Here is a 20,037-nt window from a genome sequence, read left to right on the forward strand (position 1 = left end):
CCATACGCAACCAATTCAGCTATCACGGAATCCGAATGATCCGGTCACCCGGCTTGATCCCCAGCTCTGCAGCACGCCCCGCTAACACTTCCAAAACATATTTGACCGGAACGTCAGAGGAAATAACGTCTTCTGAAAACGGGACAGTGTTGTGAGCTATGCGCTTAATTTTATAATCCGTACCGATGAAAATGATATCAAGCGCGCTCGGTGTATTTTTCATCCAAAAATACTGAAGCCCAGATTGCGGAAAAATGAACAACATCCCTTGGTCTGGCGTCAAATCAGTGCGCCCCATAAGCCCTTTCGCTCTGTCACTGGCACTCTCTGCAACTTGAACCTGAAATGCGTGTTTCCCATTCCCGCTACGCACCTCGAGCGTCTCAGTTCGCATATCAGCCGCCAAAACCGACATTGCGCCCAGCAAAATGAAAACAAAGGCTAATCGAATAACTCTCATGTCACGCTGCACTCCCCTTTTTCCTCCAGCTTTGACGCAAAGAAAAACCCTTGGCAAGTCACCAAGGGCTTGAATTCCAAATTCTTACAAAAGCGCACCCAGAGTCGAAAATGCAACACTAATGCGAGGCGGGAATGTGGGTTCCAGCTCCAAGCGGGCGGACTTCCGCAGCCATCTTACCCTTAGGACCATCCCCAAAACGAACTTGAACCTTTTGCCCGGGGCGAAGTTCCGTAATGCCAAAGCGGCGCAATGTCTCCATGTGAATGAATATATCTTCAGTCCCCTCACCACGCGTCAGAAAACCAAAGCCCTTGACGCGATTGAACCATTTCACCTCCGCTTCGATGAACCCACCATCAGGCAAGACCTGAACATGAGTACGCGATGGTGGCAGCTGGGATGGGTGAACCGCAAAGCTTTCATCCATAGAAAGAATGCGCATAGCCTGGAGACCGCGAGGCCGATTCAGCACCTCGCACACAACACGCGCGCCCTCATAAGCCGTCTGATAACCATCCCTGCGCAGACAGGTCACATGCAGCAAGACGTCAGGCAGATCGTCTTCCGGTTCCACAAACCCATAGCCCTTACCAATATCAAACCACTTGATTGTTCCTGCCACTTGAAGAACATCTAAGGCTGTATCGTCAACCAGGTCCTCGACAGAGCCTACCTGAGGCGCCGTTTTTACCACCATGATGAATGCCCCGAAATTTGCCGCATCTGACATGCAACGCTCGACCGCAACCGAACGCCGCTTGATTCCACAAAAGAATATCATTACGCCCGACGCCACGAAGGCAAAAAATTAATAAAGAGCTAAATGATCCCCCATTGATTTGTTTTGTGTTGTCCTATCAACACTATTTACCTAAATTTCGCAGGGGGTATAGCTAACACTACTGAAAAATTTATCCAGTAGATCCTAAAGTTACTGTCCTAAGCTCAAAAAATCTTCCGCTAGACAGCACCAAGAGCATACCTTGCATAATACCAATTGAGAAATACTAGTTCCTCTTCCCCTTGAGCATCTTTCGCGCTAGCTTCGCGCAACCTCAACTGCCGTTAATTTGCTCCCTGACAAGCTAATCCCCAATAAGAAAGAGCACAACATGCGTTACCTACACACCATGGTCCGCGTTAAAGACTTGGAAGAGTCACTTAACTTCTACTGCACCATCTTTGGCCTGGAAGAAACACGCCGCCGCGAGAGCGAGGCAGGCCGCTTCACGCTCGTCTTTCTCGCCGCATCAAAAGACAAGGATTCCTTTAACGCCTCTTCTGCGCCTGCACTTGAGCTGACTTATAACTGGGATCAGGAAGAGTACACTGGTGGGCGCAACTTCGGCCACCTCGCCTATGAAGTCGATGATATCTACGAGACTTGCGCAAAACTTCAGGCCGCAGGAATTACCATCAACCGCCCACCACGTGATGGCTACATGGCTTTCATCGTATCACCGGACGGAATTTCCATCGAACTTCTTCAAAAAGGCGGCAAACTGGAGCCAGCAGAACCTTGGCTGTCTATGGCCAACACCGGCACCTGGTAAAAGACAGGTCTTTGCGATTGCACCTCGATGATAATCGAGGTGCTGAAATCTAACGAGAAAATCGAAATATCAACGGCCACTCATATGTGTGGATTGTTTGAATTATAAAATTTTAAGAACTAGACAAGATCCACACAGATCCATATAAGCCACTCCACACAGTACGCATCCTTGCAGTACTGATGTAGTGTGCGCCCATCGTCTAGCGGTTAGGACGCCGCCCTTTCACGGCGGAAACAGGGGTTCGATTCCCCTTGGGCGTACCATTTACTTCCCCCCTTAAAATCTGAATGACGCTCACCCCGCTTGCATTACTGCGAGCGCAGGACACAAATTTACACACCACCTTTAAACAAAACGCGTGTGTAAGAACCACTCAGACACAACACTTTCCCTAAAAGCTGCACCTTCCAACCTTCTCATACAAAAAAGCCCGGTCGCGAACCAAAGTTCACCCCGGGCCTCTTGAATTTATGCGCTTAGCTTAGAATGGAATCTCGTCGTCCATTCCACCGCCAAAACCACCTGATGGGGCTGAGCCGCCACCGCCACCGCTGCTACCGCCACCAAAGCCGCCGCCGCCCTGATTTCCTGAGCCACCGCCAAAACCACCGCCTTGGTTTCCAGAACCGCCGCCAAAGCCGCCGCCACCCTGATCGTATCCACCAGACTGGCTATCCTGACCGCCCATTCCACCTTCACCACGGCCATCAAGCATGGTCAGCGTAGAATTAAAGCCCTGCAAAACGATCTCGGTTGAATATCGGTCCTGCCCGCTCTGGTCCTGCCATTTACGAGTTTGTATCTGGCCTTCCAAGTAAACCTTGGAACCTTTGCGCAAGTACTGCTCAGCAACTTTTGCAAGACCCTCGTTGAAGACAACAACACGGTGCCATTCGGTACGCTCGCGGCGCTCACCGCTGCTGCGGTCACGCCAGCTTTCAGAAGTTGCGATGCGCAGGTTCACGATGGGGCGACCATCCTGCGTACGCCGAACTTCCGGATCTGCGCCCAAGTTTCCAACTAAAATAACTTTATTGACGCTACCGGCCATTGTTTTACTCCTGATGCGAAGCTCGCCCAAAGTTTAAGAGAGCTAAGTTGGCAAGTAACCTATGCTCCGCGCCCTACAATTCAAACAGACTTTCTCTTAGGCGTGGGGGGTTGTCCACATTTCCCGCCTATTCCGTCGATATATGAGGGGCAAGCAAGCAAGGCTCTTCGCTCGTTCTATATTTGTTCCATATAATGCCCCGCAGAAGCTCCAAGTTCAACTCTCAATTCTACGACAGGAGTTTTTTCCAGAAGCGACGCCAAAAAGGCTTGCCCCTTAAAATTGTTCCGTTTATGTTCCACATGTTTTCCTGCGCACATTCTCGCCAATTTCGAGGAGCGCGCCAAGCCTCTGTTACTTTCTATATGTGAACTCAGCACCCGTGATAAAGGACAGTTCCATGGCGAAATCGCCAAAACACGATACACAAAATTCTCCCGCACGTGCTGATCTCATGAAACAGATTACGGTACGCGGCGCTCGCGAACATAATTTGAAAAATGTGGATCTGGACCTTCCACGCGATAGCCTCATCGTTATGACTGGCCTGTCGGGTTCTGGCAAATCCTCCCTTGCCTTCGATACAATTTATGCCGAGGGGCAGCGCCGCTACGTTGAAAGCTTGAGCGCATACGCCCGCCAGTTTTTGGAGATGATGCAAAAGCCGGACGTCGACCAAATTGATGGCCTGTCGCCCGCGATCTCAATTGAACAAAAAACCACTTCCAAAAACCCGCGCTCCACCGTCGGCACCGTTACCGAGATCTACGATTACATGCGCCTTCTTTTCGCGCGTGTCGGTATCCCATATTCCCCAGCAACCGGCCTTCCAATTGAGAGTCAGACAGTCTCCCAAATGGTTGATCGTATTTTGATGATGGAGGAAGGCACACGCCTTTATCTTCTTGCCCCCATCGTACGTGGCCGCAAAGGCGAATATAAAAAAGAACTCGCTGAGCTTATGAAAAAGGGCTTTCAGCGCGTTAAGATTGACGGCGAATACTACGAAATTGCCGATGCTCCCGCGCTCGACAAAAAATTCAAACACGATATCGACGTCGTTGTTGACCGGATCGTGGTCCGCGAAGACATGGCGGGCCGGCTTGCCGACTCGTTGGAGACCGCACTAGAACTCGCAGAAGGACTGGCAACAGCTGAATTTGCTGACCAGATAGACGAAAAAGGCAAAGCAAAACAGGTCGTTTTTTCTCAAAAATTCGCCTGTCCAGTCTCTGGGTTTACAATCCCAGAAATCGAACCTCGCCTGTTTTCATTCAACAACCCCTTCGGCGCTTGTCCAACCTGTGACGGCCTAGGAACAAAGCTCGCCTTTGAGGCGGAACTGGTGGTACCAGACCAATCGCTCTCTTTGCGTGGTGGGGCAATTCTTCCCTGGTCAAAAACCGGCTCCACATCCCCTTATTACACCCAGACGCTCGAAGCACTGGCTAAGCACTACAAGCAGCCAATGACAAAGGCCTGGAAGGATCTACCGGAAGACTTCCGCAATGCTGTGCTGTTTGGCAGCGGCAATACAAAAGTACAATTCGTTTATGACGACGGCACACGCTCTTACAAAACGGAAAAACCGTTTGAAGGCGTCGTTGGCAACATCGAACGCCGCTGGCGCGAAACAGAATCGCAGATGGTGCGCGATGAACTCTCCCGCTACCAGTCAGATCATGCCTGCGACAGTTGCCACGGCCACCGCTTGAAGGCTGAAGCTCTTTGCGTAAAGATTGGCGATCGCCATATCGGCGAGATCACCGCCCTCTCCATCAAGACCGCCCACGAATGGTTTTCCAGCATCGACGAAAAACTGTCTGGAAAGCAGAACGAAATCGCCTACCGCATTTTGAAAGAAATCCGCGAGCGACTGAAGTTCCTCAATGACGTCGGGCTCGAATATCTGTCCTTGGACCGTGCATCCGGAACACTTTCAGGCGGCGAAAGCCAACGTATTCGTCTCGCCTCACAAATCGGTTCGGGGCTGACAGGCGTTTTGTATGTTCTGGATGAGCCGTCCATCGGCCTTCACCAGCGCGACAATGCCCGCCTGCTTGAAACGTTGAAGCACCTACGCAATCTTGGCAACACAGTTATTGTGGTGGAACACGACGAAGACGCTGTTTTAACAGCCGATTACGTGGTCGATGTAGGCCCTGGAGCAGGCATACACGGCGGACAGGTTGTTGCGCAGGGAACACCTGAAGAGGTGATGGCCAACCCAGCGTCCCTAACGGGTAAATACCTGTCTGGCAAAATCAGCATTCCGCAGCCAGATGAACCGCGAAAGATTGACAAAAACCGCCAGATTAAGGTTTTCGGCGCTCGCGGCAACAACTTGAAGGATGTGGATGCGACGATCCCACTGGGCACATTCACATGCGTGACCGGCGTATCTGGCGGTGGCAAGTCAACATTCCTCATCGACACGGTCTACAAGGCAACCGCCCGCCGTCTGAACGGTGCGCGTGACAACCCCGCCCCGCATGACCGCATCGAAGGCCTTGAGCGACTGGATAAGGTCATCGACATTGACCAATCTCCGATCGGCAGAACCCCGCGCTCCAACCCAGCCACCTACACCGGCGCCTTCACGCCGATCCGCGAATGGTTCGCTGGCATGCCAGAGGCAAAAACACGCGGTTATGCACCAGGGCGCTTCTCCTTCAACGTCAAAGGCGGGCGATGCGAAGCCTGTCAGGGGGACGGCGTTATCAAGATCGAGATGCACTTCCTTCCCGATGTGTACGTCACCTGCGATGTGTGTAAGGGCAAGCGCTACAACCGCGAAACGCTTGAGGTGCTGTTCAAAGGAAAATCCATTGCAGACGTTTTGGATATGACCGTTGAAGAAGCTGCCTCCTTCTTCAGTGCGGTGCCTTCCATCCGCGATAAGATGGAAACACTTTCACGCGTTGGCCTTGGCTATATTAAAGTCGGTCAGCAGGCCACCACATTGTCTGGAGGCGAAGCTCAGCGCGTTAAGCTGGCTAAGGAGCTCTCCAAGCGCTCAACGGGCCGCACGCTCTACATTCTGGATGAGCCAACCACAGGGCTCCACTTCCATGATGTTGCCAAGCTGCTGGACGTTCTTCACGAGCTGGTGGATCAAGGCAATACCGTGTTGGTGATTGAACACAATCTGGAAGTTATCCGCACAGCCGACTGGATTCTCGATCTGGGACCAGAAGGAGGAGACGGCGGCGGCACCATTGTTGCAACTGGGCGCCCAAGGGATGTTGCTGAAGTCCCAGAAAGCTACACCGGTCACTTCCTCAAAGAGCTGTTTGAAAGACGAAACACCAACAGGCTTGATGCAGCAGAGTAAAAAAACACCAGATGACCGGGTCTCAAGCCCGGTCATTTTACCTCTCCACGCCAACGCACCCCTCACCTCGCCTCTGGCATAAGCGCTAAACAGCGGAGAATATCTGCGCAGCGTTGGACCAGTGCAAAGCCCCCAATTATTGAGATATCATTAAAATTCCAGGCTCAATTGAAGCTTAGCCCATGCATTTCTTTTGAGGTATGCAGATTTGTGCTTCAGATCACAAAATTACTGCAGCGCACAATCTGTCTTATTGTCATTTATGTCTATTTTTTGGTCGGATACGACAACATTTGACACAATGCTATGCATATTTTGCATATCGGACATGCGAAATGATGTGATGCACAATACGAAACTCTTTTGTATAAACCAAATCAAGGCCGCTGAGGGACTCCTCCCAATTAACCTCGGCAGCCTAACATATAATCTTCAGGTGGCACCTCCTCCCAAGTCACTTGCAGATGTACAAACAGGGATTTCCTCCCAAGTCTCTGTTTACTAGCTTCGCCCGTCGTTCCTCCCATCGACGGGCGTTAGCTGTTTTTGGGGCCTACTTTCTTCTAAACCCAAGACGCCCCCCAAAAAAAATACACACCCTGATAGATATGCCCTCAATTTTGGAATGGAGCGCACGCGCTAACAAATCCTTTTGTGCTGGCTGCGGACGACAAGAAGCAAAAGCGGCAGCACAAGGCATAAGCTTACTCGTTTCAGCGGGTTTGGCATGGCTATGCTTAAAGAAGGATCAGGGGCAGCGCTCAAAACTGCTATGCAACTAACCTGCGCAGCGCAGCTCCTCAAAGTCATCTGACATCAGGAGCTTCAAGGTCAGAGCTGGTCATCTTCAACCATTTGGACATATGCAGGATATCGGGCGGTTCACCGTTGCTCAGACGCCAGCTGTCCACCACCCACGCAATGTCTGTGGTTGTGTCCACAATAACAGCTGAGGCGTGAGGGTATTTTCCATCAAAGAAATACCCGCGAGAGGCCGGGCGCGTCACGCGGTGGTATTTGAGCCAGCCCTGCGAGCTTGCATAGATCAAAAGCCCTGCGGTATTGGTCGCCTCATCAATACAGTCCATCTGCCCCCATACATTGCCGCTCTTCATATCAAGCCCGCCAATATCATTGGAAGACCCTACAATCGGCCCAACCCGCCTCTCCTGCCATTGAACGGCCCTCGAAATTGCAGCGCGCTCTGCACGCGAGCTATCGCTTCCACGCAAGAGGATTGCGCGGAGTGTGACTTTGTCGTGTTTGCTAAACGTGACGGGAGAAAGGTATTGGCACCCAAACCCATGGCAAATGTAGAGTGTATCACCGCTGTTTTCCAGAGCGCCCATTTGCTCATACCAGGAGCTTGGTGAAAGGTTAATTTGGCTCATACATGCACTTAGCCCGATTGCGCCAATTGCAATCAGCAGAGCCCGAGACGTCACCATCATTTTCTTTTTCAAAAAATACATGTGTTTTTGTGAATCACGTTGCACAACCATGCAAGATTGATGACCTAAATGATTGAACTGAGCAAGTTCAGAGGCTAAGCAATTCGCAAGAGAAAACCACTTAGGCTTCTATGGACGTTTTAGCGCAACAGAAGCCCAGCCGATTGGATAGGAAATGACAAAGCAACCCATACACGTGGTTGGTGGTGGCCTGGCAGGCTCCGAGGCAGCATGGCAGATTGCAGAAAAAGGCATCAAAGTCGTTTTGCACGAAATGCGCCCAACGCGTGAAACAGACGCTCATAAAACAGACGGCCTTGCGGAGTTGGTTTGCTCAAACTCATTTCGTTCAGACGATGCTGAAAACAATGCAGTAGGATTGCTCCACGCTGAATTGCGCGCTGCTGGCTCCCTGATCATGAAATGCGCAGATGCTAACAAGGTGCCTGCTGGCGGCGCTTTGGCAGTAGACCGTGACGGCTTCTCTCATGCCGTCCAGTCTGCACTGGAAACGCATGAAAACATAGAAATCATCCGCGAAGAAATCACCCAGATCCCGCCAGCTGAAGATGGTCAGGTGATTATGGCAACAGGTCCGCTCACATCCCCAGCTCTGTCGGAAGAAATTCTGCGTGTCACCGGTGAAAATTCCCTAGCCTTCTTCGACGCAATCGCACCCATCATCCATACCGAGAGCATCAATATGGATGTGGCGTGGTTTCAGTCCCGCTATGATAAAGTCGGGCCCGGCGGCACCGGTAAAGATTACATCAACTGCCCGATGGATAAAGAGCAATACGAAGCCTTTATTGATGCCCTGATCGGCGGCGAGAAAACCTCGTTTAAAGAATGGGAAGAAAACACCCCATACTTCGACGGCTGCCTGCCGATTGAAATCATGGCAGAACGTGGCCGCGAGACCTTGCGTCATGGTCCAATGAAGCCAATGGGCCTCACCAATGCCCACCAGCCCGACATCAAGGCCTATGCGGTTGTCCAGCTGCGCCAGGATAATGCTCTGGGCACGCTTTACAATATGGTTGGCTTCCAGACGAAACTGAAATACGGCGCTCAATCCGAAGTGCTGCGCATGATCCCGGGTCTGGAAGAGGCGCAATTTGCCCGCCTTGGCGGCCTGCACCGCAACACCTTCTTAAACTCGCCGCGCCTCCTGGATGATCAAATGCGCCTCAAAGCGCTGCCCCATATCCGCTTTGCTGGGCAAATCACCGGCTGTGAAGGATATGTGGAATCAACAGCTGTTGGGTGCATGACCGGCCTGTTTGCAGCTCATCAGGCACTTGGAACCGACATCGCTCCCCCGCCAGTAACAACCGCGTGCGGCGCGATCGTCAACCACATCACCGGTGGTCATATCGACCGCGAAGACGGCTCAGGACCACGTTCTTTCCAGCCGATGAACATCAACTTCGGCCTGCTGCCTCCACTGGACGAAATGCCTAAGCATCCAGAAGGAAAACGCTTGCGCGGCAAAGAAAAAACACGCCTGAAAAAGCAGGTCATGGCCAAACGCGGTCTGGATGATTTTAAAGCCTGGGTCGCAACAGTCTAACCTGCGAACACAGGTTCCAACATCGCATAAAAAAAGGGCCGGTTAATCCGGCCCTTTTCTACTTTGCAGATAACTTGGCAAGCTGGCGCGATGATCGCCACATATGCCACATCCGGTGAATGTGGGATGCGCCACTATTAATCTCCAAGGGTTCAAAACCCTTTCTGCCAGCTTCTTTGAAGAACAGCTCCACCTGAAACACAGGCAGGAATGCAGGCAGCACGGCCGGGTCGACGCCTTCCAACGCATTCTCGCAGCTTAAAAGGTGCGTTTTACTATGACCAACCATCTCACCCACCACAGCCAAGACGCCCGCATCTGAGCTTTTGGCCTGTAAAGCACCCGCCTCAACCCTATGACGCTCCAGCACATCAACAGGAACAAACTGCTGATGCCGCGCGCCCTGCCATGCCAGGGTCTGCATCAAACCAGCAAACGCGTATGCCACCCCGCCATGACCGCATGCATCAGACAATTGCCGGTCAGCAGGCGCACCACTCAAAATCATAGCCGCCAGCAACACCAGCGCAGAGCTGGTTTCCCCGCAATACCCTTCAAGATCATTCAGGCTCGGCATTGGATCTGAGTAAAGGTCGAAACGGCGGGCGGATATCAAATTGACAAACGGCTCACGCGACAACTTATGTTGCTCAATAGTCTCAAGCACCGCTTGTGCAACCGGGTTATGGCGAACATCACCATGATCTGTCCCACTCAGCGCATCCACCCACCACTGCAGGCGGATCTCTCCCGGCATCGGCTCATTGACCAGCTCGCGAATACGCGCGATCTCACAGGCAAATGCATAAAGCGCAATCAAACCGGGCCGTGCACTCAAAGGTGCGTACAAAGTGCTTAAATACCGCTCATAGGAGAAGCGTTTTACAAAATCATTGCAGTAGTCAAAAGCCTGACTCATAACTGGCTCTTCTGCTCGCTCTAAGTGTTTTCAACTGCAATAAAGACAGCCGCGACCGCACGGTCCTCGTTAAGCAATACATTATAGGTACGCACAGCTGCTCCGGTCGACATGCTATCGACCATAATGCCTTTTTCCCGAAAAGGCGCTTTGCGCGATTCTGCAAACGGCTTCAACTCATCGCCTGCACCAATCAACAGCACTTCGATATTATCAGCCTCCGCGAGCACGTGCTCCAGCGCTTCATCGGTGATTTCTTCAAAGCTCTTAGGCTCCCAGCCATACACACCAGAGGGAATACACATCAAAGAGCCTCGATGGGACATATCGGCAAACCGAAAGCCACCATTTCCATAGGCTTCGATCTGAACCATGCTCGGGAAATGCGCATTCCGCACTTCCAAAGGCTCGCCGCGTTTTCCCATAGTATCCTCCGGTAGGGTCTCGTTGACCCAATATACGCACAAACTGGTAGCCTCTGTTTAATTGCAGAGGAAAGAATGTCCAATAAAAAATGGGGCTGACCACAACAGTAATCAGCCCCATTCAAAGTCTAGCTAATGCGCGATATTACGCTGAATTAGCGGAGGAGTTTTCGTCATCTTTCTTTTCGAACACGCTGGTACGAAGCTTCATCAGCATCAGCAGCGGAGCAGCAAGGAAGATAGAGGAATAAGTCCCGATCAAAATACCGAAAATCATTGCCAGCACGAAGGACTGGATCACTTCACCGCCTAGGAAGTACAATGCAAACAAAGCCAACAAGGTCGTCAGCGAAGTCATTGTTGTACGCGAGAGGGTTTCATTGATCGATTTGTCGAGCAGCTCTTCCAGTGAAAGACGCTTGTAGCGGCGCAAATTCTCGCGAATACGATCATAAACAACCACCGTATCATTGAGCGAATAACCAATGATCGTCAGAACCGCTGCAATACTGGACAAAGTAAAGTCCAGCTGCAGAACCGAGAACAAGCCAACCGTCAGCAAAATATCATTGAACGTGGTGACGATCGCGCCAACTGCGAACTGCCATTCAAAGCGGAACCAGATATAAAACATGATCATCACAAGGGCTGAACCAACTGCCAGCGTGCCTGCATAAGCAAGTTCGCCGGATACGCGCGGTCCAACCACTTCAGTTCTGCGGAACTCTACGTTTTCAGTAAACGCACCACGAACTTTCTCAATAGCACCTTGCTGAGCGCTTTCGCCCTCACCCTGTGATTCAATACGGATCAGAACTTCGGTAGGACTACCAAACTCCTGTACCTGTACGTCCCCAAGGTTCAGATCATTCAGCGTTCTACGAATCTGTGAAAGATCCGCAGGTCCATTGGTCGTCTGTAGTTCGATCAACGTACCGCCCTTAAAGTCAATGCCGTAGTTCAGGCCGACACTAAGAAACAGCACAACAGACACAATCGCCAAGATTCCAGAAAATGGATAGCTCAACACCCGCCAATGCATAAAGCGGAAGTTGGTTACCTCCGGAACAAGTCTAAGAAGTTTCATCCTATTACGCTCCGGATTAAATTGGCAGTTTGGATGGACGCTTACGCTTCACCCACATGGAGATGAGGAAACGCGACACGGTAAAGGCCGTGAACACTGTCGTGAAGATACCGATCATCAACGTCACCGCGAACCCTTTAACAGGACCGGAGCCGATGAAGAACAAAATCATCGCAACAATGAGCGTGGTGATGTTCGCATCCAAAATGGTACCAAGAGCACGGCTGAAGCCTGCATCAATCGCACCGATAGCCGAACGCCCTGCCCGTGCTTCTTCACGAATGCGTTCATAAATCAGCACGTTGGCATCAACCGCCATACCAATGGTCAAAACCACACCTGCAATACCTGGCAGCGTCAAGGTCGCCTGAAGCGTGGTCAAAATACCAAAAATCAGGAATACGTTGGCTGTCAGAGCCAGGTTGGCAATGATACCGAACTGGCCATAAGCTGCCAGCATGAACAACACCACGGCCGCAGCTGCAATTACAGATGCAATCTTACCGCTGTCGATTGAATCCTGACCAAGGCCGGGACCAACAGAACGCTCTTCCACCACGTCCAAACGCGCAGGAAGCGCACCAGCACGCAGCAACACTGCAAGATCATTCGCGCCATCTACGGTAAAGTTACCGGAGATTTGGCCTGAGCCACCTGTAATTGGCTGACGGATAACAGGCGCAGTAATCACCTCATCATCCAGCACAATCGCAAACGGTCGCCCAACATTGGCACGGGTCACGTCAGCAAAGATGCGAGCACCGGTGGTATCGAAGCGGAAATTCACAACAGGTTCATTGGTCTGCTGGTCAAACGCAACAGAGGCATCCTGCAGCTCTTCACCGGTCAACAATGGAGCTTCATCCAGCAGATACGGCTGGCCATCAGTACCTTCAACAATCATCGTACCTGAAGGCGGACGACCCTGAAGCGCCTGAGATGCAGTCATTTCCTGGCTGACAAGGTGGAAGGTCAGCTGAGCCGTTGCGCCAATGATATCCTTCAGGCGCTGAGGGTTGGATTCACCCGGCGCTTCAACAAGAATACGGTCAGTGCCCTGACGCTGAATAGAAGGCTCGGTCGTACCCAGTTCATCAACACGGCGACGGATCACCTCGATGGACTGCCTCACAACCGAAGCAAGGCGCATGTCCAGACCTTCTTCAGAGAAAGCCATGCGGAACAGGCCGTTCCCTTGAGGTTCAAGAACAAATTCATTTACCACAGCACCGCCAAAAACACTGGCGTTGAGCGGATTTACAAGTCCGGCAAGACGCTGTTCAGCCTCATCATAACGTGCTGCATCACGAATGCGGACCTGAACGCTGTCTCCCTGGATACCCAGCCCGGTATAACCGATACGCGGGTTCTCACGCAGGGACTGGCGAATATTGCCAACCAGCTGACGGAACTGCTTTTCTTTGTAATCTTCCTTGTCAACCTCATAGAGCAGATAAGCACCGCCCTGAAGGTCAAGACCGAGAACAATCTGGCGCTTAGGCATGAAATCCGGCCAGGATTGAACGGTGCTTGCCGGGAAGAAGTTCGGCAATGTTGCAAGTATACCGCCCAACACCACAACGATAATCAGGGCGATTTTCCAACGCGCGAAATGAAGCATGAGTATATGCCCGGTCCTAGTATAGGCAGACCGCTCTGCCTGAGGCCAAGATTGGCACAGGAAAGCGGCCTGAAACTACAAGTATCAAGACGCGATTATTCGCCGTCCTTGACAGGTTCACCTTTGGAGCGAACTTCCTGGATCATAGCACGAGCGATACGAACACGCGTACCTTCAGCAATATCCACCTGCAGTTCAGCTTCATCAACAACCTTGGCAACTTTACCGATCAGACCACCGGAGGTCACAACAGTGTCGCCACGGCGCAGGTTGCTCACCATTTGCTGATGAGTTTTCATACGCTGGCGCTGTGGACGAATGATCAGGAACCACATGATCACAAAGATCAAAATAAATGGCACAACAGACGTCACGATGTCTGGCAAACCACCAACGGCCTGTGCATAGGCTGGGGTAATAAACATTAGTTTCTCCTTACCACAAATTCCAAGGGAACCTGATGGCGTTCATTAAACGATTGGCAAGGCAAGCCTCACCAACAATGACCTTGGCCCGAAAGAACAAGGATTTTGCGCTGGACTATACAGTCCACTCCAGTGTTTTCAAGGCATTGACATGCTAACTGGGACTTTCCCCAAGAGTATTGGGCGTGATACAGCTGTAAATAGGGATACTTGGCCGCAGATCAAATAGAAGAGCCGCCCCTGAGACAATTTTTCACCTGGTTCATTTTGCGTAAAGCCGATGCTACCGCACCTAAGTTAATCACGTAGAAACATATGACCATTAAAGAAACCACCTCAGAAATCGCCCTTCTTACCGCCAAGCTCGACGAAATCGCGAGCCTGTTGGCCAGCTCCCTTCCAAAGCCTGCTGCACCCGTCAATTTTGGCGAAGCAGATGCCTTTGTGTTCCATCCTTCACCCTTTAGACTTGCCTCGGTTCCCAAAGTGAACCGCGTTGATATTAGCCTTCTCAAAGGCGTTGATCACTCCAAAAATTTGCTGATGGAGAACACCCATCGGTTTGCAAAAGGTCTGCCAGCCAACAACGTGTTACTTTGGGGCGCGCGCGGAATGGGCAAGTCTTCGCTGGTCAAATCGGCTCATGCCTCGATCAATGCCGAGCGCATGGGACAGCCCGACTACAAAAAACTCATCCTCATAGAAATTCACCGCGAAGACATTGAAGCGCTGCCTGCGTTGATGAACGAAGTCAAAGATCAGCCCTTCAACTTTATTATTTTTTGCGACGATTTGTCCTTTGATGGCGATGATACAAGCTACAAGAGCTTAAAAGCAGCTCTGGATGGGGGAATTGAAGGTCGCCCGTCCAATGTGCTGTTTTATGCCACATCCAACAGGCGCCACCTTCTCCCGCGCGACATGATGGAAAACGAACGTTCCACCGCAATCCATCCCAGCGAAGCTGTTGAGGAAAAGGTCTCGCTATCTGATCGATTCGGCCTGTGGATTGGGTTTCATAAGTGCTCTCAAGATGAGTACCTTGAGATGATCAACGGGTACACACAGCACTTTGCGCTAAAAATCAGCAAGGACGTGCTGAAGGCCCAGGCGCTGGAATGGTCCACCACACGCGGCGCACGTTCTGGTCGTGTGGCTTGGCAATTTATACAGGATCTGGCTGGCCGTCTTGGACAAACACTGTCCTGAGTGTGATAAAGCCACTAAAATGAAAACACGCCGCGCAAAGGTCAGCAAGCGCGGCGTGTTCTCTGTTATAAAAGAGCTCCAATCGGAGCCCTCCCCCATTTATTAGGATCGCGGCAGATAGTTCATAGGATCAACCGGTTTATTGGCTTTGCGCAGCTCAAAGTGAAGCTGAGGCTGCGTCACAGAGCCAGTTGCACCCGCCATGGCAATCGTTTGTCCACGGCGCACAACATCACCCCGACGCACCTTAAGCTCCTTGTTATGGGCATAAGCTGACACCCAGCCATTATCATGGCGGATGAGAACCAAATTCCCAAAACCTTTCAGCTCATTACCAGCGTAAACAATCGTGCCGTCTTCGGCCGCTTTAATGCCTGTTCCAGATGGTACAGCCAAATTGATACCGTCGTTTCTAGAGCCGCCCGGCTTCACACCAAAGTCCGAAATGATGCGGCCACGTACAGGCCAGCGGAATGTAGTCGCTTCCTCTGTGACAGCCTTTGGAGCTTTTGTTTGCTTGGCAGGTTGGACGGGCGCTGGCTTTGAAACCTCACTAGGCTGCAAACGAACAACATCTACATCCATATCCGGTTCGGGAATGACCGGCGCAATCGGAATCTGTGGCCTTTGAACACTCGCGGTATGAACCGGCGTTGGCGTCAGAGAGTTGGCCAGCGTAATTTGCGGGGCAACCGGTGCGCTTGTTGGCTGCTGCCTCAAGCTAGCTAGCGCAATATTTTTCGGCTTGGGCACCTTATCGGTCGCCGTTGTTTTGGCAACAGCAACAGGTCTCAGAGCCTGAGGGACTTGGGGTTTGCTCTTGGGCGTCGTAACAACATGAACTGGAGCCATATTGATCGCAGCTTGACCTGTGGCAGGCACGCCATAAGCGGGCTGCGCGCTCGCTGGTCGCGGAGCAACAATCGGCGACAGTGATTGGCTACGATACGTTGTCGTTGGCTCCGGCGAACCATACACCTGCCCCGGCGCAGACCTCATCGGCGCTAAAGTGGTCGAAGGCACGGCTGGCGCAGGAGCCCCAGGCTGAACTGGATAGGCTGGCGGCGGCGCATCGCTATAAACAGGACGCGAGCGTTCACCCACATTCCCTGGAGGCACCAGCGCAACAGCGATTCTGGTCGCAAATTCATTTCGAGAGTTCTGACTGGCATTACTTTGCGCATTTGTATTCAACGGCGAAACATAGCGCGTTGGAATAGAAGCCGTTGTAAGCGGCTGTGATCGTGCAGCTGTCAGCTGATGCGGCATCACCCGCTCGCCCGCTTTAGGCGAGCGCACGGCCTGACGAACCACCTGCACAGGGATCACAACAGAATCACCTGGTTGCAATGCGGAGTCAACCGTCACTCTGTTTGCATGGAGAATTTCGTTAACCGGAACCCGGTAATGCCATGAAAGGCTTTCAACATTCTCATTTGACTTTAACGTCACAACCTGTCCGCCAACAGCTGTCCACCCCAAAGGGCTGCCATTGGGGGCCTTGGCCAGAGCAGCAGGAACCAGTCGACTGGCTCGCACGCGCTTGCTGGGCGCAGCAGGTTGTTCTGCAGAAAATTTCGGCTGCCAGATTTGTCGAGTATACGCTTGCGGTTGCACCGAACCGGTTACAATTGCACTGTTATTTCCCCCTGATGGAGGCAGTATAACACCACGCTGCACACTAGAGCGGGAACTCGCTGGCGGTAACCCGGGAGTAACGACAACAGCCGTTTGCGCCGCAGGCGTCGGCTCATCAACATATTCAGATTGACCAAAGCGGTCCACATTACCACTGCAGCCAGCAACACTTGCTGTCAGCAAAAACAATGCTACGCCGCGCCGTAATCTGGCTTTCTCACGGGAATGAAACTGCATATCCGCCCTACCCAATACAAATAAAAGGCTAACTGGCGTAAGTTTACTGACAACAGAGTTGATAAAGACTTAATCAAACACTCATTTGCTTACAATTTTGCAGCAATTCCCGGCGTCAACGACACATATCGGAAACGACCGAGCATAGTTTCATCGAGTCCGCGACCGCCTTTGTCGTATTGAATGAGATGGCACATCCCATTCTCTTTTTTCAACGGTGCCAAAAGGCGTCCCCCTGGGGCCAGTCGGTCGAACAGGAAACCCGGCACCCGCTCCAAAGCACCATTCAAAATAATACGATCAAACGGCCCGCCATCATCCTCTTCGTCAATAGGTGCAGCAAAGCCGTCTGCGTGCACCACATCCACATTGGTAATTTTGCACGAACGCAAACGCTCCCGGGACAGATCAGCAAGCGTCCGATAACGCTCAAGAGAAACAATACGATCACAGATCTTGGAAAGCACCGCGCACTGATAACCGGACCCGGTACCGATCTCCAGCAAAGAATGATCCGGCTTCATCTGCAAGAAGTCTGCCACCTTACCAATCAAAGACGGTTGAGTGCTCATCTGACCGCAGTCGATGGGAAACGCCCGGTCTTCATAGGCAAGAAACTGCTGGCTGGCTGACAAGAATATTTTGCGAGGAATAGCCTCAAGCGCGCCCAAAACCTCAAGGTCCTGAACACCCACAGAGCGAAGTTTCATCACCCAGGCAGCTTGCTTGGCAAGGTTTTCTTCTGAGCGCCCGTCTTCGTCAGCAAATAGGCTGTCTTCCATCTTATACACTCCGCCTATGTGCAAGGTGGAGCTTGCTGAGGATCCAGCAAGCTCAAATCAAATGGATCAGGAATTTTCGAATTTCTTTTCCAGCTGCCCCATCAACTCATCAGCTGTCAGGTTCAGGTGCAGCGGCGTGACAGAAATATAGCCTTCCTTCAACGCTTCAATGTCAGTTCCTTCACGCACGCTTGGCACGCCATTATTAAAAGCAAGCCAGTGATACGGATTGCCACGGCCATCTCGGCGACTTTCAATATACAAAGACCCGGCATCACGCTTACCCTGACGCACAACTTTAACGCCCTTGACGTTCTCAGGCCGGTCTTTAGGAAAATTCACGTTAAGCAGCGTATCAGCTGGCAGATCAAACTCCATCAAGCTCCGCAGGACACCAACGGCATGTGCCTCTGAAGTATCGTAACTCGGTCCAGCCTCACTCCCAAAGGCATACGCTTGAGACAGCGCAATTGAGCGCACGCCCATCAAAGCACCTTCCATGGCAGCAGCAACGGTACCGGAGTAGGTAACATCATCAGCGATGTTGGCGCCGCGGTTGATACCGGACAAAACCAGATCAGGAGGACTGTCCATAATGGAACGTACCGCCATAATCACACAGTCGGTCGGCGTACCACGCACAGCAAAGTGGCGATTGTCAATTTGGCGTACACGTAAAGGGTCATTCAACGAAAGAGAGTGCGCCACACCGCTCTGGTCGGATTCTGGAGCAACCACCCACACATCATCAGAAATCTGTCGCGCAATGCGCTCTAAAACCTCAAGACCCTCAGCATGGATCCCGTCGTCGTTGGTTAGTAAGATACGCATTTTGCAACAATTCCCTTTCAACCTCACAATTTCGCTGGACAAGCCCAACGGCCCGTCCCAGCAAAATCACGAGTTTACCAATATTTATGCACCAATGACTTCAAGGCCATTCATGTAAGGACGAAGGACCTCCGGAACCGTAATTGTTCCATCAGAATTCTGGTAGTTCTCCATCACTGCAATCAAACAGCGACCAACGGCAACGCCAGAGCCGTTCAGAGTATGAACAAACTTCAGCGCCTTTTCGCCTTCCACACGATAACGCGCGTTCATGCGGCGACCCTGAAAGTCACCACAAACAGAGCAAGAAGAAATCTCGCGGTAAGCGTCCTGACCCGGCAGCCAAACTTCAATATCGTAGGTTTTACGAGCACCAAAGCCCATATCACCAACACAAAGTGTCACAACACGGTAGTGCAAGCCAAGCAGCTTGAGAACCTTTTCAGCAGACTCACGCATCCGCTCCAACTCTTCCATGGAGCTGTCCTCATCCGTGATGGAAACAAGTTCACACTTCTGGAACTGGTGCTGACGCAGCATACCAGCTGTGTCACGACCAGCAGATCCCGCTTCTGAGCGGAAGCAATAGGTAAGTGCTGTCACGCGCATCGGAAGGTCTGCCGCAGCAAGTGTTTCACCTGCAACCATATTGGTCAGCGGAACTTCTGCAGTCGGAATCATCCAGTGACCGGTGTCCTTATCGCGGAACTGGTCTTCACCAAACTTAGGCAGCTGGCCCGTACCGTAAAGCGCGTTATCACGCACCAGCAGTGGCGGTGAAACCTCTGTGTAGCCATTTTCTTGCGTATGCAGATCAATCATGAACTGGCCAATCGCACGCTCAAGGCGGGCAATCTGGCCCTTCAGCAACACAAAACGGGCACCAGACATTTTGGCAGCCGTTTCAAAGTCCATACCGCCAAGCTGTTCGCCCAGTTCGTAGTGCTCTTTGGGCTCAAAATTCTTGAGTGGCTTCTCGCCATACGTGTGCAGCAGAACGTTATCCGCCTCATCGGAACCAAGAGGCACATCCTCAAACGGAATATTGGGGATAACAGCCAAAGCATCTTCAAGAGCCGCGTTCAGCTTGCGCTGCTCTTCTTCACCGTTGTGAATAAAGCTTTTAATTTCGGCAACTTCGCTCTTCAGGGCTTCGGCTTTTTCCGTATCACCCTGGCCCATGGCCATGCCGATTTCTTTGGATGCCGAGTTACGGCGCTGCTGCGCCTCCTGAAGCTTAGTGGTGTGAGATCGGCGCGCGTCATCGAGTTCAACGAGGTGCGCAGCGCGTGGTTCTTGGCCGCGTTTGGCGAGAGCTGCATCGAAGCTCTCCTGATTTTCACGAATCCACTTGATATCAAGCATAACTTAGTAACCCCGGCAGGCTTGCCTTGAAATGACCCGCCGGGAACTCGCAATCAAAGGGGAAGTTTAG

The 20,037-nt window shown here is 51.8% G+C and carries 17 protein-coding genes and 1 tRNA gene; 5 read left to right on the plus strand and 13 right to left on the minus strand.

What is annotated here, in order from left to right:
- Window positions 1-22 precede the first annotated feature (22 nt).
- Window positions 23-460, minus strand: a complete 438-nt coding sequence (locus BMZ51_RS17230; RefSeq protein WP_208979551.1) for a DUF192 domain-containing protein — start codon at window positions 458-460, stop codon at window positions 23-25.
- Between the two features lie 118 nt (window positions 461-578).
- Window positions 579-1,160, minus strand: a complete 582-nt coding sequence (locus tag BMZ51_RS17235; RefSeq protein WP_068005732.1) for a cold-shock protein — start codon at window positions 1,158-1,160, stop codon at window positions 579-581.
- 415 nt (window positions 1,161-1,575) lie between these two features.
- Between BMZ51_RS17235 and BMZ51_RS17240 the strand changes: the two genes are divergently transcribed.
- Together BMZ51_RS17240 and BMZ51_RS17245 are read left to right on the plus strand one after the other, a co-directional pair.
- On the plus strand, window positions 1,576-2,016 hold the full coding sequence (locus BMZ51_RS17240) for a VOC family protein (RefSeq protein ID WP_068005733.1): 441 nt from the start codon (window positions 1,576-1,578) through the stop codon (window positions 2,014-2,016).
- Window positions 2,017-2,207: 191 nt separating this feature from the next.
- Window positions 2,208-2,282, plus strand: a tRNA-Glu gene (locus BMZ51_RS17245).
- A 218-nt stretch (window positions 2,283-2,500) separates the two neighbouring features.
- Here the strand turns inward: BMZ51_RS17245 and ssb are convergent.
- Window positions 2,501-3,070 (minus strand): single-stranded DNA-binding protein, encoded by a 570-nt coding sequence (gene ssb / locus BMZ51_RS17250; protein ID WP_068005735.1) that lies wholly within the window; start codon window positions 3,068-3,070, stop codon window positions 2,501-2,503.
- 400 nt (window positions 3,071-3,470) lie between these two features.
- Between ssb and uvrA the strand changes: the two genes are divergently transcribed.
- The gene (uvrA, locus tag BMZ51_RS17255) at window positions 3,471-6,404 is read left to right on the plus strand and encodes an excinuclease ABC subunit UvrA (RefSeq protein ID WP_068005737.1); all 2,934 of its coding nucleotides are present in this window, start codon (window positions 3,471-3,473) and stop codon (window positions 6,402-6,404) included.
- 806 nt (window positions 6,405-7,210) lie between these two features.
- On the opposite strand, the gene BMZ51_RS17260 is transcribed toward uvrA, so the two are convergent.
- The gene (locus tag BMZ51_RS17260; protein ID WP_208979552.1) at window positions 7,211-7,855 is read right to left on the minus strand and encodes a hypothetical protein; all 645 of its coding nucleotides are present in this window, start codon (window positions 7,853-7,855) and stop codon (window positions 7,211-7,213) included.
- A gap of 175 nt (window positions 7,856-8,030) precedes the next feature.
- Between BMZ51_RS17260 and trmFO the strand changes: the two genes are divergently transcribed.
- Window positions 8,031-9,428, plus strand: a complete 1,398-nt coding sequence (trmFO, locus tag BMZ51_RS17265; RefSeq protein ID WP_074882177.1) for a methylenetetrahydrofolate--tRNA-(uracil(54)-C(5))-methyltransferase (FADH(2)-oxidizing) TrmFO — start codon at window positions 8,031-8,033, stop codon at window positions 9,426-9,428.
- Between the two features lie 58 nt (window positions 9,429-9,486).
- Here the strand turns inward: trmFO and BMZ51_RS17270 are convergent, their stop codons facing one another.
- The 5 genes from BMZ51_RS17270 to yajC form a co-directional block, all read right to left on the minus strand.
- Window positions 9,487-10,347 carry a phytoene/squalene synthase family protein gene (locus BMZ51_RS17270; protein WP_068005739.1) on the minus strand — a complete coding sequence of 287 codons (861 nt, stop codon included), beginning with the start codon at window positions 10,345-10,347 and terminating at the stop codon, window positions 9,487-9,489.
- Window positions 10,348-10,367: 20 nt separating this feature from the next.
- Window positions 10,368-10,772, minus strand: coding sequence for an Mth938-like domain-containing protein (locus BMZ51_RS17275; RefSeq protein WP_068005740.1), 405 nt, complete (start codon window positions 10,770-10,772; stop codon window positions 10,368-10,370).
- A 145-nt stretch (window positions 10,773-10,917) separates the two neighbouring features.
- Window positions 10,918-11,859, minus strand: a complete 942-nt coding sequence (gene secF, locus BMZ51_RS17280) for a protein translocase subunit SecF (RefSeq protein WP_068005741.1) — start codon at window positions 11,857-11,859, stop codon at window positions 10,918-10,920.
- Between the two features lie 16 nt (window positions 11,860-11,875).
- The gene (gene secD, locus BMZ51_RS17285; RefSeq protein WP_068005742.1) at window positions 11,876-13,480 is read right to left on the minus strand and encodes a protein translocase subunit SecD; all 1,605 of its coding nucleotides are present in this window, start codon (window positions 13,478-13,480) and stop codon (window positions 11,876-11,878) included.
- Window positions 13,481-13,575: 95 nt separating this feature from the next.
- Window positions 13,576-13,905 (minus strand): preprotein translocase subunit YajC, encoded by a 330-nt coding sequence (gene yajC, locus BMZ51_RS17290; protein ID WP_068005743.1) that lies wholly within the window; start codon window positions 13,903-13,905, stop codon window positions 13,576-13,578.
- A 315-nt stretch (window positions 13,906-14,220) separates the two neighbouring features.
- On the opposite strand from yajC, the gene BMZ51_RS17295 reads away from it, so the two are divergent.
- Window positions 14,221-15,114, plus strand: a complete 894-nt coding sequence (locus BMZ51_RS17295; protein ID WP_074882179.1) for an ATP-binding protein — start codon at window positions 14,221-14,223, stop codon at window positions 15,112-15,114.
- A 102-nt stretch (window positions 15,115-15,216) separates the two neighbouring features.
- On the opposite strand, the gene BMZ51_RS17300 is transcribed toward BMZ51_RS17295, so the two are convergent.
- The 4 genes from BMZ51_RS17300 to serS form a co-directional block, all read right to left on the minus strand.
- Window positions 15,217-16,989: a murein hydrolase activator EnvC family protein gene (locus BMZ51_RS17300; RefSeq protein WP_068005745.1), complete on the minus strand. Its 1,773-nt coding sequence runs from the start codon at window positions 16,987-16,989 to the stop codon at window positions 15,217-15,219.
- Between the two features lie 89 nt (window positions 16,990-17,078).
- Entirely contained in the window at window positions 17,079-17,771 is a 693-nt protein-coding gene (locus tag BMZ51_RS17305) for a protein-L-isoaspartate O-methyltransferase family protein (RefSeq protein ID WP_068005747.1), read from the minus strand.
- A 66-nt stretch (window positions 17,772-17,837) separates the two neighbouring features.
- Window positions 17,838-18,602, minus strand: coding sequence for a 5'/3'-nucleotidase SurE (surE, locus tag BMZ51_RS17310; protein WP_068005749.1), 765 nt, complete (start codon window positions 18,600-18,602; stop codon window positions 17,838-17,840).
- Between the two features lie 84 nt (window positions 18,603-18,686).
- A complete protein-coding gene (gene serS / locus BMZ51_RS17315; protein WP_068005751.1) occupies window positions 18,687-19,967 on the minus strand; it encodes a serine--tRNA ligase in 1,281 nt (426 codons plus the stop codon).
- Between the last annotated feature and the right edge of the window lie 70 nt (window positions 19,968-20,037).

Source organism: Pseudovibrio axinellae, assembly GCF_900110875.1.
GTDB lineage: Bacteria > Pseudomonadota > Alphaproteobacteria > Rhizobiales > Stappiaceae > Pseudovibrio > Pseudovibrio axinellae.